The following is a 15,089-nucleotide window of genomic DNA, read 5'->3' on the forward strand; positions in this document are numbered from 1 at the left end:
AGTTTTCATCAGCATGAAAGTGATTCTTCATAACGTTATTATTTGTGTTTTAATGAATTACAGCACTAAAAAACGCAAACAACACCCGATGGCATAGTATTTTACATGAACGTCAATAATTACTTGATAAAAGTTATTTATGGCAATAAAACACCAGGGATATGATCAACTTTGATAAAGTTGGTGCAAAGCCGAGTATCGACTAAAATATCCGACACCTGCAATAAAAAGGCCGCTGCAAAATTTGCAGCGGCCTTTTTATTGCTTTATTAATAGGTTTATAGCTGATTTGATTTATTACGGCAACTATTAATGAGTTAACGTTAATAAACGGATCCCAGCTAAAGTATCCAATGATCTGGCCATTTGAATTGTTAACCAGCGTAAACGATAAAGTGTATTGGATTTGAACCTTAAGCTGTATAATTGTTCCTGAAACACTGCTCACCTGGTTAATAAACTGTGTTGGTGTGCTTACAGGCGGGTTGCCCAAGGCAAGGTAAGAGTAAGCCTGACCACAAGCATAAGAAAGCGGCAGGTTAATGGCGGTTGAAGGATTAAATGAACCGCCATATAAATATGCGGTTTGATCAAAATTATTATCAAATGTGGTAATAGCCCACTCAACAGTATCACCGCCGTTGGCACTGATCTGTAGTTCTGAGTCGCCCTGGGTACTGTTGCTAACGTAACTGTTAGGAGCGATCATTGCTACGTAAACATCTGATGTGCCGTAAGATCCCAGATTTGTTGGTGATCCTGGTGAACCTGCTGAAAGACTGCCGTCTGCTACCTGCGAAGCTAATTTTGCTCCGTCTACTGCGATTAAAACATTAATTGTTGCCATGATTTTAGATGTATGTTTTTCCTACTCATGTGGCTTTTCGGTTTCGCCCCTGTAATACTGCCTTTACAGGTAGACCCGTTTTTTTAAGTGGTAGCTGAATTCCACTTTTTTAGCCATTAAATTCCCAATACCCATGCACGCAGATCTCACCTGCTTACAAGAGTTTGCATCGATCAGCTCATTGTTTTTTTGTTGATGAACTGAAATGCGACATGAGGTTTAAAGCCAAAAAATGAAATTCCCGGGTATCATTTTCAACGTAAAATTAGCAGCAGCAGAGAGGCGATTCAAGCGTACAAACACCTGATTAATATAATGCGTACAAATACCCGATATTGGATGAAATACGAAAAGCGTTAAGGAGGACGGTATAGCAATTATACAACAAAGACAAAACAGGACTACCCAACGGCGCGATGCCCAAACAAAGTATACAGGGAATCCAAAAGCATTCCCGTCAGCTTAAATCGAGTTATGGTTTGAAAGCGCCGCTATTTTTTATTGCAGATCTCGGTAACAGCGGTACGGCGGGTGGCGGTATAAACTATTCCGTTTACCATTTCATACCCGGTTGAAACACTTTGCGAATACCGCTTTAAAACAATCCCTGTATTGTTGTCTATAAGTATCGATCCGTTTATCCGGCTGTTTAAACTACCCCCTAAAACCGATGTTTTATAGGTAATAACAGTAGTTGGGCCGTTTATAGCATAAACTGTATAGTTTGTTTCGGTTGCTGAAGTAGAAGCTTTCCATGAATAGCCTTTTTTAAGTATTAGGCTAACCGGAAAATCAACCATAAACTGCAGTGTGGTACCTGGCGATAAGCGCTCAGGCTGAATGCCCGCAAAGGATAAAAGTGTATCGTTAGCAACAACAGGGCGTTTTAAACTCAGTACCTCGCCTTTGTTATTTACTGAAACTATTGATTGATTATTTAACATCTTCTGCAAGCCAACCTGTATAACAGAATTTGGGTCGGCAGGTTTACCTGAGTTGTATACCAGGTTCTGGTTCATTGCATTTATGGTATCAATAAGTTTATCTGTAGTAATGGCTAAAGAAGCTCCCCTTTCAGAAGCATCGGTTACCTTATAAGTTTTAACAACTACCGAAACCGAGCCAAGATGCAAAGTTTGGCCACCGCGCTGTAACACGCAATTTGATTTTGTAATTACCTGCCGCTGAAACTCATCTCCCTGCTTAAATCTTATCTGCGCACGGGCAACGCCGCTTACAAAGGCTAATATGATAACTAATATATATTTTAACTCTATTGGGGTACGCTTCATTTTGGTGTTCTTGTTATAATGCCTTTATTAATTTGACATTATGTCACAATTAGTGTTTCTTCCTGTTTGATTGGGACTTGCCTTTTAACTTATCGTCCTTTGCTCCGGGCGACGATACCATTTTAAAGCTGTCGCTTTCCGGTATTTCCGGGATAGACCACGGCGTGAGATCTCCGGAAGGCTGTAAAAGTGGCACTGTACCAGTTATATCGGGCATTACAGGAATTGGACCTTTTATAATATTTACCTGTCCGGATGCGGTAGGCTCAACAGGAGTTTGCGGCAATTCGGGCGATTCAGGCAAAGGAAGATCCATAACAGATGAGAACTGGAGATCATGGATTGCTTGCTTCGGCAAATGAGGAGTTTCAGGTGCTTCCGGCAACGGAATTTCAGATAGTCCGGCACCTGCTCCATTAAAACCAGGCTGATCAGGTGCATCAACTACGGGCGGTGTTGAACCAATTGCAGCCAGCACGGGCGCTTGAGTTGCCGAAACAAACGGTTGTGCAACCGCCGGAATATCAGTAAGCGTAAGCACAATAGGGTTACCCGCCAAGCCATTACGCGGGGTATTTCCTTTAGTTATTGTACCGGGTGTTAACGGTGGCGGCACATTCCAGTCCGACTGATTATTTCGGCTTTGGGCTGTAGCATGGTTCAAACAACCCAAAACAACCAATAACCGAATTAAGCCGGGTATTAATCTGTTGCGTCGCCTGTTTTTATTCTTTCTTTGGACGATGTATGACATTTCCATTTAATTATCTTTCTGCAGAAAGCGATTGTTCTGAAAACAATCAGTCAGTTTTTATATTGATGAATAATATCTTATTAATTTAATCTTTATCGATAGCTAATAAGCAAAATACCTTTTTGTATAGCACACGATTTATACAGGAAAAACCCCAATAAAGTTACTCCTTTTTATCGATTTACAGTTCATACCTTTCCAATATAGCTTACCTGCATACATTGTATTAATAGCATATTGCAAGCATAGCCATTGTAATATGCTTTTGTAAAACTACACTTTATCATTGTTCCCCAAAATACCAACTGCTTTGTATTGTGCAACTTTCAGCAGCTCCATAAAATTGCATTATCAAAACAACGGTGAATGAATATGTTCCAAAACCGTGCATGGCTTTGGAACACATCAATTCATCTTATTCACCTAAATTAAAAAGATCATGGAAAGCGATTTAAACTATCTCGTAGGCTTTATGTCATTAACTTTTGTTGGATTATCGGCCATGTATAAACTTAAATTCAACAAATTACAGGGAACAGGCCGCATCCCCAGTATTATCAGCGCAAGGCAGCGGCAAATTGTATTTTTCGTATTGGCTGTGTTATTAGCTTTGATAGTATTGATCTCCTGATTTTTGAATACCCCTAAGCGGCAACAACCTCAAAATCGACAGCTTTTGCTGATAAACATCAATTTACTATCTTTAACCGGGACCAGAAACCCGGATATGAAATACCTTTTGTTTCTTTTGCTCATTTTAGCTGTAATTCCGTGTTCCGGTCAAAATATTGATAGTTTAAAAAAAGTTGTCTTTAGTAAGTCTCCGGCGCAAAAACGGCTGACGGCAGCTATCCAGGTAGTCGACTATCCAACAGAACATGATCCGGCTAAAATTATCGCGATTGCAAAAGAAGGCTTAAACATTGCATACAAGCTAACCAATAAAAAAGCAATTACCTCACTCTCTCAAACTTTAGGAAAAGCTTATTACCAGATCAGTCAATATGATTCTACAGCATATTACTATAACATTGCTGCGGTTATATTAAGCAAAACAAATCAGCAGTATACACTAACAGATGATTACAGTAGGCTCGCAAAAGCGTATTTTAAATTAAAAAACTACGATAAAGCTATTGAGTTTTGCGAGCTGGCAATTTCATATGCCCCCCAAACCGGCGAACGTACGGAGTTGATGCAAGTCTTAAATCAGGCCGGGACACTATACGAAGCCAAAAACAATTACCGTGAAGCTTTAAACTATTTCAGACAGGCGTTTGATATAAAGGACTCCTTGAACCTTGTAAAGCAAACAACCCAAAACACTTCTGAAACATACAGCCATCAATTTATGGGGGATGTTATGGGCAGTATAAAACAAGACCAATCGGCAGAGGAAATTTTGAAAACCATCGATATCAAAAAATCATTAAATGATACCCTTGCACTTTCAATTAATTACTTTAATCTCGGGGTGCTATATAAAAACAAACGGTCATACTTTCAATCTCTCGATGCTTTAAAAAATTGCCTTCAGTTTGCCGTCCAGATAAATTATGCGGATATGCAAAAAAGCGCCACCAATGAAATTGCTGATTTATACGAACAAATGGGCGATTATAAACAGTCACTGATTTATTTAAAGAAACATGCCACAATTAAAATTACAGGCAACAACACTATTGATGAGCTGCAGGCAAAATATGAAATAAAGCAGCGTGAAGACCAGGTACTGCAACAACAGTTTGAAATAACAAAACGTAATTACTGGATGGCAGGCATCTGTATTTTTATATTGCTGATGTTAGTCACCGGCTTTTTTTATTACAAGCAAAACAAGTTAAAACAGCGTAACATTGCCATGCAGGCTATAATTGCGGCCGAAGAAAGCGAAAGACAAAGAATTGCGCAGGATTTACACGATAGCGTAAGCCAAATAATATCGGCAGCCAAAATCAATTTGTCAGTTATAGGCAGCGAGTTGCCTTTTATAAATGAAGAACAAAAAACTCGCTTTGAAAAAGTAATTAATCTTGTTGACTATGGATTTAAAGAAGTAAGAACCATATCACACAATATGATGCCCTGGGCCCTTCACAAAACGGGGCTTGCCCAGGTCATTAAACAATTTATTGAGAATATCGGGAACCACAATATCGCTATAAACTTCTTCAGCCGGGGTTTTGACTCGCCATTTGATAATACCACCGAGATCATTTTGTACCGGGTGCTGCAGGAAAGTGTAAACAATGTAATGAAGCACGCCGATGCCGACAGACTTGATATTTCACTTATAAGAAGTGATGAAAGCATCAGCCTCACTATTGAGGACAATGGCAAAGGCTTTGACACAACCAATCCCGATGTTTTTAACGGAATGGGCTTAAACAATCTCCGATCGCGGATAAACTTTTTAAAAGGCAAAGTTGAATTTGACTCTCAGGCTAACAGGGGTACCCTTGTATCGATCTATATACCGCTTACCAATAAAGCTTTATAAGTTATACTGCAGTATAAACCTAGTAAGCTCAACCGGGTTTTTCAGGTTAAGTTTCTGCATAATATTTTTACGATGGGTTTCAACAGTGTAAATACTCAGGTGCAGATGATCGGCCATCTGCTGGTTGGTATAATTCTGTTTTATAAATTGTAAAAGCTCAACCTCCCTTTTAGTGAGCTGAAATTGCTTTAAAAAAGGATCCGGTTCATTAAGCTGGGAATTAACAACAGGTTGTTTACAGGGAAAACAAAGCTGTCCCTGCGCTACAGAACGCATTGCATGCAGCAATTCGGCCTTTTCTGCATTCTTAAATAAATAGCCGTTTGCCCCTTCGGTTTTTGCTTTCTCAATCAGGTGTTCCTCATTATAGGTAGAGAGCATGATCACCTTAATTTTAGGGTAGTAATCCTTTATCCGTTTAAGCACTTCAAATCCATTAATACCCGGCATATTGATATCAAGCAACACCAGGCTGGGGCTGTAATTATGTAATAAATGCAGCATTTCCTTGCCATTAGCAGCAACACTTAATACCTCAATGTCCGCTTCGCCCTGCAATAACATGCATAATCCGTTGATAAACAAAGTATGATCATCTGCTATTATAACTGATAGTTTTTCCACGTTGCTATTTATGTCGTAAATTCACAGTAAATCTATACTTTATCCTCATTTCAAAAAATACCAACTGCTTTGTATTGTACACATTGACATCTGTTAATAAAATTGTTTACCAAAACAAACAGAAATAAAATGAGAAACCATAGTAGCCCTTGTTTAAATAAATCAATAACTACAGGTTATTGCACTCCATATTTACTAAACCTATTAACCGAAAAAAGTAATGCAATACTTTATTAGCACGTTTATAATAATGCTGATTTGTATAATCGCATTACTACAGGATAGATCTTATGATGCAGGCGCGGTTTTATCAAGGCCGCAGAACAGAGTTCCCGATCCAAAGAAGAACCCGTTAATCAAATGTAATAATGTTTCACATGCTGATTTAAAGGTATCACCTCAGTTATTTATTGATAAGAATGAATCGCAAATTGAAGTATTTGCTGCATTATTAGCAGAAAAGTTCATTAATCCTTCAATTTTAAACAAAACAATAGTGACATCGGCAAAAGCCAGTTCTGCAACCAATTCAAGTGGGGAAAAATGCCTTGCCAAGGAAGCAAACTTCTGTTTCAGATGCAATTTTAGTTCATTTGCTACTGAATATGAGCATTTCAAACACCCCATCAAGGCGCTGCACAATCAATAAATGGCTGATTTTGAACTAATACTCGTTATTGACTTACACAATATTGAAAAAATGAAGGCCATATTACCTTGTTAACTATGCCAATTCCCGGGATCACTGCTCTTTTTTCCAAACTAAACAATGAAAACTAAATTAATCTCAAGTTTATTAAAGCACTGATAACCATAGATTAACTATCAATTCATATTAAAACACCCGGCAAAAATCCCAAACCCATTAAAAATAATAACTGCGCATAAGCAGACTACAATTCAAAGCACTATAAATGAGATGATTAAATAAAAAACAATCAAATCAAATATTATAGAATAAAAGCTATTGTCAATAAATTTTCAGATTAAGCAGATTGTCACGCTTCTTTTACAAAAAAATATTATTATTTTTAGAAACAAAAAAAGCAAGCTTTTACTAAGCATGTATTTTGTTTTTAATTATCAAAAAAGACAGGCTTTTTCAAGCTTATTAGCTAAATATCATATATATTTAGGCATCATAAGCAATATTTGAGAGTTTTTTAGTTCACACCCCACCACAATTGCTCAAAAAATTAAAATTAATATAGAATTTTCATGAATTTTATATGAAGAATTTAAAAAAATCCACTACTTTCTGCGTTTTGAATTAACGTTTTACCAACATTTTTATAAATATTTTAATACGTATAAGAAATATTAAACTTTTTTCAACTTTTTTTTCATTTTATTACAAAAATTGTAGTTTTGGATATTAACTAAAACTGATTTTTTAACAATGAAAAAACTCCTACTCGCAAGCTGGTGTTTGTTCATGCTATTTATTAGTGTGGTACATGCACAAAACAAAACGGTTACCGGCCGGGTAACTTCTAAAGACGATGGACTACCGCTGCCAGGCGTGTCCGTAAGAGTTGTAGGTACCACGTTGGGTACACAAACAAATGCAGACGGCAAATTCTCTTTATCTGCCCCCGCCTCTGCAAAAACCTTAAGCTTTAGCTTTATTGGTTTTACCTCATCAACTGTCGAAATTACTTCGGCTCCCTTAGATGTTAAACTAACAAGCAGTGCTAACAAATTATCAGAAGTGGTAATTACCGGTGCTTACGGTACCAAACAATCATCACGTTCGGCTTCGTATGCTGCACAGGTAGTAAAGTCAGACGCGCTTAACACTATCCGTCAGCCTAACGTTAACAACGCGTTGGCAGGTAAGGTTGCTGGTGTTCAGGTACGTAGCCAGTCGGCTGCAGCATTGGGCCGTAATACCAACATCAGGTTGCGTGGTGCTACAGGCTTTGGTAGCGGCAACAACCCTTTGTATGTAGTTGACGGTACAATAATGCCAAACGCCGATGATTTAAGCAATGATGACATCGACAACATCAGTATCCTGAACGGCCCTGCTGCTTCTGCACAGTTCGGTTCACAAGGTGCTTATGGCGCTATCGTTATCTCAACCAAAAAAGGTAAAAAATCAAAAGGCGTTGGTGTTGAGCTAAACCTTGGTGCAAATTTCGACAGGGCTTACATCCTGCCTAACTACCAAAACACCTATGGCGGTGGTGCCTCTGCTGATTTTATTCAATACCATTGGAAAGATGGCGATCCGGAAGGATGGAAAGCTTTAGACGGCAAATATTATCCAGACTATACCGATGATAGCAGCTGGGGGCCCAAAATGGTTGGCCAGGAGTATATTCCATGGTATGCATGGGCTGCCGGTACAAAATACTCATTCAAAACAGCGAAATGGACCCCTCAGCCTGATAACGCAAAAGACTTTTTCCGTACCGGTGTAGCTTTGAATAACAGCGTTGCCTTCACCAAAGCTGCCGACGATTACAACATCAGGATGTCATACAATAACCAGCACACTACAGGTATAGTACCTGAAACCTGGTTAAACAAAAACAACTTTACATTAAACGCTAACTACGATCTTAACAAACACCTAACTGCAGGTGCAAGTATTAACTTTTCGGGCACACAACTTCATGGCCAGATCAGTGATGCTTATGCAAGTGCTTCAAGCGGCTCGTTCAACTCATGGTTCCACCGTGATTTGGATATGGGTATCATGAAAGAATTGCAGGATCTAAAATCACCCGATGGTACTTATGTTAGCTGGAACCACCAAAACCCTAACTCATACGATGCATCTAACCCAGGCGCATTTTATGCAGGTAACTACTGGTATAACCCATATTTATGGCAAAAACAATGGCAAAACCTTAACACCCGTGATCGTTTGTACGGTAATATCTACTTACAGTACAAGATCAATAACGATCTGAGCTTTAAGGTTACCTACCGCCGCAACCAAACCAATACCTGGAACGAGGGTAAAATTTCGTCTGAAATACAGGCGAGCGGTACCCAAACAGGTCAGAAAGCAGGCTACGGTACCTCTACCTCCTACTCTAACCGTGAAAACTACGAAACCTTGCTTAACTACGACAAGCAGATCAAAGATTTCCACATCAATGTTAACGCAGGTAGTGACTTTTATAACTGGAGCTACAAAGATAACGGTGCTAATACCAATAACGGTTTAAGCGTTCCGGATCTTTACACCCTGGCTAACTCTGTCGACCCGATCAGCGCAAGCAACAGCAGGATCCAGGAGCAATACCGTGCAGTATTTGCAAAAGCCTCTGCCAACTACAAAAAGATTTACTATGTTGATGCAACCTTACGTAACGACTGGTTCTCAACCATTTCTACTGTAAACGATGCCAACTCGGTCTTGTCAAAATCATTCGGTGGTTCAATCGTATTCAGCGAACTGCTACCTGAATTTAAAGACTGGCTGAGCTATGGTAAAGTAAGGGGATCATGGGGCCAGGTACCGTTAGCATTAGGTACATCAACCGAAACATTTGGTGCATACAGGAATAACACTCTTTATGGCATTGCAGCAAACAAATGGAATGGTGCTTTATTACAAGGCGGCCCAACTCAATTCGTTGATCCGGCATTGCATGGAACTACCACAACTTCAAAAGAAGTTGGTTTAGATTTAGGATTCTTTAATGACCGTTTAACTTTTGGCGCTACTTACTGGGCAGCAGATGATAAAGACATCCCACTGGGCTTAGCTGTTAACGCTGCCAGCGGTGTATCATCTATCCTGACCAACGTAGGTTTGATCAAAAGAAGAGGTTTGGAGATAACTGCAAGCGGTACACCAATTAAATTACCAAACTTTAGCTGGACAGTAAGCACAAACTTTGCCCAGTTACTTGACAACACCGTTGTTGAGATCAGCAACAAATACGGTGTTGACCGTGTACAGGTTGCCGGTGTTTGGGGTACAGATATGCCTTACCTGATCAATCAAAAAGGTAAATGGTGGGGACAGATCTATGGTAACGGCATAAAACGTAACTCGGCCGGTATCCCGATCTTAACTTCATCTGGTGCTTATATCAATGATCCTAACGTATATTTCGGAAGCGCGTTGCCTAAGTACACAGGTGGTTTACAAAACTCATTCACTTTATTTAAAGACTTTGTACTAAGCGCAAACATTGACTATCAGTTTGGTGGTAAATTCGTTTCATTATCAAACCGTTGGGGCCAGTATAGCGGCTTAACAGCTAATACTGCAGCACTTAATGATAAAGGCATGTCGGTACGTGATCCTGTTGCTGATGGTGGTGGTGTTAAAGTTACCGGCGTTGATGCTGATAATAAACCTGTTACCTACTATGTTGACGCAAAATCATACTATCAGGGTTTAACCAACAATAAAACTTACGACCCTTATATCTACGATCTTACTTTCATCAAACTTCGCGAAGTTGCTGTGGGTTACAACCTACCAATCAAGAAATGGGGTTTAGGCAACGTATTCCAGTCGGCAAGGATTGATTTAACCGGCCGTAACTTATTGTTGATATACGCTAAATCGAAAGATTTCGATCCGTCAGAGATCAGCGCAACAGAAGGTGAAACTGCTCAATACCCGGGCACAAGAGGTTTCGGTTTCAACTTAAAAGTAACATTCTAAGCGATTAAGGACTATTAGATCAACAACAAAATGAAAAAGATATATCTATATACATTAGCAGGCGCGTTTAGCTTTTTAGGCGCGGGTTGCAGTAAGCTAAAGGATTTCGGCGATGTGAACAACAATCCGGCAGCAACAGTAATACCTATCCCTTCGGCCTTATTATCAAACGTTGAAGCGGGCTTAGGTGGCTACGGCTCAACCGGTACCGAAGCGATAAGCGGCGGTCAATACGCTCAATATTTTACAGAAACGCAATATTCAGGTACATCATTGTACAACCTGCCTCAAAACGGGTTTACAGGCAACTATGCAGGTAATCTTAACAACCTGCAGCTCATCATCAACCAAAATCCTAACAAGAACATGGTTAATGTTGCCAAAATATTGCAGCAGTATATTTTCTGGATAGTGACCGATTCATGGGGCGATGTTCCATACAGCGAGGCTTTAAAAGGCTCGGCTAACATTTTGCCTAAATACGATACCCAGGAAACTATTTACAAAGGCATACTTACCACGTTAACAACAGCTATAAATTCATTTGATTCCTCACCAATAAGTGGTGATATCATTTATGGTGGCGACGTTGCATCATGGAAAAGAATGGCAAACTCGCTTAAGCTGCTTGTTGCAGTTCAGATGTCAAATGTGTCAGCGGCTTCTTCTGTTGCATCTGCTGCCGCCAGCGAAGCCATCGCCTCTGGTGTGATCACCGATAACTCGCAAAACTTCTTGCTTCAGTATCCGGGCGGCAATTACAAAAGTGCTTGGTGGAACCTTTACAATGGCCGTAAGGACTTTGCCGAGTCAAAAACCCTTACTGATGTTACTGCTGCTACCAACGATCCTCGTCAGGCTGCTTTTGGCGGTGAAAGCGAAGCTTCAGGCAATGTTACTACATCAAACATTGGTGTTCCTTATGGTTTAGCCCGTTTAACTGTGACTGCCTTTACCGATGCTAACCCAAAATGGGCCCGTGTACTACGCGGTGATTTCAGACTGGAAAATGGTTATGTAATGCTGATCAGTGCTGCCGAAACATGGCTGGCCCGCGCAGAGGCTGCTAACCTTGGCTGGACATCAGAATCCATTTCTACAGATTACAAAGCAGGTGTAACCGCTTCATTTGCTCAGTGGGGTGTTGGCACACCTTCAACTGCTTACTTAAACCAGTTCCCTGTTACCGATACGAAAGATGCTGATATTACCCATACCCAGGTAAAGAACATATCAACTCAAAGATGGATCTCAACTTATCCTGATGGACATATGGCCTGGGATATCTGGAGAAAAACCGGTTGGCCGGCGCTTACCCCAGCTCCTGATGCAACAAACTCATCTAAGAAAATTGTACGCAGGTTTGTTTATGCAACCAGCGAATACAATACCAATGGTGCAAATGTGAATGCAGCAGTTGCGAGATTAACAGGCGGTGATAGCCAGGATTCGCACGTATGGTGGGATACAAGGACAAACTAATTCTTAAAAATTGACTCAACATGAAAAAGAATATATTCAATAAATATTTGCTTGTTGCCGGTATCGCATCTATTGCCTTTTTTTCAGGCTGCCGGAAAGAGACTGCTGCTGATAAAGTTGGCGGACAAGCGGCTGATAATGGAAAAACGCTCATTGGCTTTCCTGGCGGTATGGTTAATCCAACCTTCTTTGAACCATTCACTGATGTAAAAACGGTTGACGTATTTACGTTAAAAAAAGATGCGAAGAGCCAGACCGAATTAAATAAAGCACAAACTTTTGTACTTACATCTCTCCCGGATGCACTTACAAAATACAACGCAAAAAACGGATCATCTTATGAGTTGTTACCACAGTCGTTTTATACATTAGGCAACGCAAACACTACACAAGCAACAAACGGCGATCTGACCTTTAAATTTGCTTCAGGTACATTTGCACAGGATTTTATCATAAAACTTGACGGAAGTAAACTTGATCTTTCAAAAACATATGGTTTAGCTTACAAACTTACCGGAACAGATGGCTTAGGAGTTCATGATGCAAGTAAAGATACGTTGTATGCTTTCTTCAGCGTTAAAAACAAATGGGATGGAATTTATGAAGTAAACGGCACAATGGTTGACAAGGTCAACAACACTTTAGGTCATATTAACGAATATCTAACAAGTGTAAGCAAAGGGCCTATGCAATTTGAATTAAGAACTATCTCTGCTACAAAATGCGAAGTTTATGACAATTACGTCGTTGGTGGTAACGATATGCCAATCAGATCGGGAACCGGTTATAGTTACTATGGTAATTTTGCTTTGATAATTGAATTTGATCCAGCTACCAATAAAGTGGCTGCTGTTACAAATTATTATGGTCAGCCTGCTTCCAATACCAGATCAGCAGCATTAGATCCATCAGGTATAAATGCATATGATCCGAGTACTAAAACGATAGATATTATCTACAACATGTTACAACCAAGTTCCGTTCCAACTCCCCCTTATATTAGAACAACCTGGACAGAAACGTGGAAATACATTGGTTCACGTTAATAAACAACAAAAAGAGCCGCTCTGCATTGCATAATGCGGCTCTTTTTATATCCTGTTACATCACAATAATTAATGATGACATACCAACCTTATCTAAACTAAACAAATCCGTATTGAACAGGTGTTTCAATAATTATCTAAGAAACATCAACACTTTAACTGCAGCTTCGTTCTTTTAGTTAATAGTTACAATAAAAAACCGTACACAGTAAGCTCGTGTACGGTTTTCTCAATTATATATGGTTGTCAGAAATTCGGATCAAAATTAAAACAAATAGGATTTGACAACCCTACCATATTCCCGCTCAGTGCTGCCGATTGCGGCACCTGCGGGTAAGGTGTGGCCGACCCTTCAACCGTAACCCTGTAATATGTACGGCCAGCAATTGCCGGTGTATCGGTAAATTCAACCACCGCTGTTTTACCATCCATTTTTAACGTAGTAAAAGGATTGCCGTTTTTTACTATATTAATGGTATAAGTGGTATCACGAATGCTGTTTCCGGTTAACTGAACCCTAAATTTAACCGGCTTTCCTGTTGCCTTCACGTTATCGCCCATCATCATATCCATTTTATCATCACCATTTAAATCCGCATAAAACTCAACTCGCGGCGCATATGGGTTTGAACTTATAGATACCCTACCGTTGGTTAACGCATCTATAACAGCCTGTTTGGTACGCGCAGTAGCAAATACCCAGGTAGTAGGAGTTCCGGCATAATTGGCTTTAGCTTGGTAGGTATTAGGGCCTGCCTTTTCATCTCCTACGGGTACACCGTGATGAGCATCGCTTCCTCCCCTGCCGGTTAGTTTGCGCCCTGATGATAGCATATCGTCCCAGATCATGATAGCATTGGCATTTTTTGACCAGATGGCTGAGTTCCATACTTCAATAGAATTGACCATATCATACGAGTACCCAAAATGATCTTTACCACTGGGGTGATTGGCCGACAGATGGATACCCAGGCTATTCTTTATACGCCCAACAACAGTATCGCGCTGGTCGCGCACATCATATAGCTTTTGATGATCGTAGGGTTTTGCCGAAAATGCGTTGCCATGGCCGCGGGTGGTTGTCCACTCAGCAGCATATAACAACAATACAGAGTCCGACTTGAACTCCGGATCAGCCCAGGTATTGTGGGCTACATCCCCTTCAACATGGTTGTCATGATCGGTAATAGCCAGAAAATCGATCCCAACCAATTTACAAAAGGCGATGATCTTCGAGATTGAATTATTTGATGACTCCTTGCTATGCCGGGAATGCATATGCAGCTCGCCTTTAAGCCAAACACCTTTACTGAGGCTGGCCGGCGGCGGTAAAGTACCCAGCGGCTTAGGAGTCCATGGGTTTACATGAGCCGATTGCCCCAATGCCGAACCGCTGATGCAGCCAGCTACTATAACCATTAAACCGGTTTTAATTAACAGCCCTATTTTCCTGTTAGTTTTTAGTACCATAAGTAATTTTTTGTCGAGGATATTTTATTTAAAATTTCGACTGCCAACTTAGCCCACTCATGTTAGCTGACCGTTAACAAGCACAAATGATATAAAAATGTGACATGAATAAAAAGGAGGTCCATTATTGGTCGATGCAATTCGATGATTCGCAGACAGAGGTTCCCGGTTCCTGCGCCCGGACTTGTATATTTAAACGAAACGATTTGCAATCCCGTTTGTAATTAATAAGGATGATGAGGCTTGCGGTATAAGCAATACCCCACATCAGCATGTACTTTGATCTAAAAAAACAAAAAAGCAAATGATGAGCAGGCGCACAAAGAATATTCTGAATGGGTTATGGCTCCTTAGCTGTTTTTTATTTTTTTCACCTGCCAGGCTTTGCGCCCAGGGAAAATGGGAATTAAAACGTGATGAAAATGGTATTGAGGT

Annotated in this window: 11 protein-coding genes; 6 read left to right on the forward strand and 5 right to left on the reverse strand. The window is 40.1% G+C overall.

The genetic code is table 11. The features are described 5' to 3' along the window. Positions 1-202 precede the first annotated feature (202 nt). From VF500_RS04705 to VF500_RS04715, 3 genes are all read right to left on the reverse strand, one after another. On the reverse strand, positions 203-847 hold the full coding sequence (locus VF500_RS04705; protein WP_330858572.1) for an AidA/PixA family protein: 645 nt from the start codon (positions 845-847) through the stop codon (positions 203-205). Positions 848-1,338: 491 nt separating this feature from the next. Next, positions 1,339-2,139 (reverse strand): hypothetical protein, encoded by an 801-nt coding sequence (locus VF500_RS04710; protein ID WP_330858573.1) that lies wholly within the window; start codon positions 2,137-2,139, stop codon positions 1,339-1,341. A gap of 49 nt (positions 2,140-2,188) precedes the next feature. Continuing rightward, positions 2,189-2,893: a hypothetical protein gene (locus VF500_RS04715; protein WP_330858574.1), complete on the reverse strand. Its 705-nt coding sequence runs from the start codon at positions 2,891-2,893 to the stop codon at positions 2,189-2,191. Between the two features lie 439 nt (positions 2,894-3,332). Here VF500_RS04715 and VF500_RS04720 point away from each other — a divergent pair, with 439 nt between their 5' ends. Continuing rightward, positions 3,333-3,524, forward strand: coding sequence for a hypothetical protein (locus VF500_RS04720; protein ID WP_330858575.1), 192 nt, complete (start codon positions 3,333-3,335; stop codon positions 3,522-3,524). Between the two features lie 96 nt (positions 3,525-3,620). Beyond that, positions 3,621-5,393: a sensor histidine kinase gene (locus VF500_RS04725; RefSeq protein WP_330858576.1), complete on the forward strand. Its 1,773-nt coding sequence runs from the start codon at positions 3,621-3,623 to the stop codon at positions 5,391-5,393. Here the strand turns inward: VF500_RS04725 and VF500_RS04730 are convergent. Further along, a complete protein-coding gene (locus VF500_RS04730) occupies positions 5,388-6,017 on the reverse strand; it encodes a response regulator transcription factor (RefSeq protein ID WP_330858577.1) in 630 nt (209 codons plus the stop codon). The two genes, VF500_RS04725 and VF500_RS04730, sit on opposite strands and share 6 nt — an antisense overlap. Positions 6,018-6,237: 220 nt before the next feature. Between VF500_RS04730 and VF500_RS04735 the strand changes: the two genes are divergently transcribed. The 4 genes from VF500_RS04735 (at position 6,238) to VF500_RS04750 (ending at position 13,184) form a co-directional block, all read left to right on the forward strand. Beyond that, positions 6,238-6,666, forward strand: coding sequence for a hypothetical protein (locus tag VF500_RS04735; RefSeq protein WP_330858578.1), 429 nt, complete (start codon positions 6,238-6,240; stop codon positions 6,664-6,666). Positions 6,667-7,416: 750 nt separating this feature from the next. Then, positions 7,417-10,656 carry a SusC/RagA family TonB-linked outer membrane protein gene (locus VF500_RS04740; RefSeq protein WP_330858579.1) on the forward strand — a complete coding sequence of 1,080 codons (3,240 nt, stop codon included), beginning with the start codon at positions 7,417-7,419 and terminating at the stop codon, positions 10,654-10,656. Positions 10,657-10,686: 30 nt separating this feature from the next. Continuing rightward, positions 10,687-12,138: a SusD/RagB family nutrient-binding outer membrane lipoprotein gene (locus VF500_RS04745; protein ID WP_330858580.1), complete on the forward strand. Its 1,452-nt coding sequence runs from the start codon at positions 10,687-10,689 to the stop codon at positions 12,136-12,138. A 20-nt stretch (positions 12,139-12,158) separates the two neighbouring features. After that, the gene (locus VF500_RS04750) at positions 12,159-13,184 is read left to right on the forward strand and encodes a DUF1735 domain-containing protein (RefSeq protein ID WP_330858581.1); all 1,026 of its coding nucleotides are present in this window, start codon (positions 12,159-12,161) and stop codon (positions 13,182-13,184) included. Between the two features lie 246 nt (positions 13,185-13,430). On the opposite strand, the gene VF500_RS04755 is transcribed toward VF500_RS04750, so the two are convergent. Further along, positions 13,431-14,654, reverse strand: coding sequence for a CehA/McbA family metallohydrolase (locus VF500_RS04755; protein ID WP_330858582.1), 1,224 nt, complete (start codon positions 14,652-14,654; stop codon positions 13,431-13,433). Positions 14,655-15,089 lie beyond the last annotated feature (435 nt).

It is taken from the genome of Mucilaginibacter sp. (assembly GCF_036383575.1).
Taxonomy (GTDB): domain Bacteria; phylum Bacteroidota; class Bacteroidia; order Sphingobacteriales; family Sphingobacteriaceae; genus Mucilaginibacter.

Bases quoted from the DNA above. Each gene is read 5' to 3' on its own strand.
- VF500_RS04720 (WP_330858575.1), top strand. From the start codon at position 3,333: ATGGAAAGCGATTTAAACTATCTCGTAGGCTTTATGTCATTAACTTTT.
- VF500_RS04745 (WP_330858580.1), top strand. From the start codon at position 10,687: ATGAAAAAGATATATCTATATACATTAGCAGGCGCGTTTAGCTTTTTA.
- VF500_RS04715 (WP_330858574.1), bottom strand. From the start codon at position 2,893: ATGTCATACATCGTCCAAAGAAAGAATAAAAACAGGCGACGCAACAGA.
- VF500_RS04735 (WP_330858578.1), top strand. From the start codon at position 6,238: ATGCAATACTTTATTAGCACGTTTATAATAATGCTGATTTGTATAATC.
- VF500_RS04710 (WP_330858573.1), bottom strand. From the start codon at position 2,139: ATGAAGCGTACCCCAATAGAGTTAAAATATATATTAGTTATCATATTA.
- VF500_RS04750 (WP_330858581.1), top strand. From the start codon at position 12,159: ATGAAAAAGAATATATTCAATAAATATTTGCTTGTTGCCGGTATCGCA.
- VF500_RS04725 (WP_330858576.1), top strand. From the start codon at position 3,621: ATGAAATACCTTTTGTTTCTTTTGCTCATTTTAGCTGTAATTCCGTGT.
- VF500_RS04740 (WP_330858579.1), top strand. From the start codon at position 7,417: ATGAAAAAACTCCTACTCGCAAGCTGGTGTTTGTTCATGCTATTTATT.
- VF500_RS04705 (WP_330858572.1), bottom strand. From the start codon at position 847: ATGGCAACAATTAATGTTTTAATCGCAGTAGACGGAGCAAAATTAGCT.
- VF500_RS04755 (WP_330858582.1), bottom strand. From the start codon at position 14,654: ATGGTACTAAAAACTAACAGGAAAATAGGGCTGTTAATTAAAACCGGT.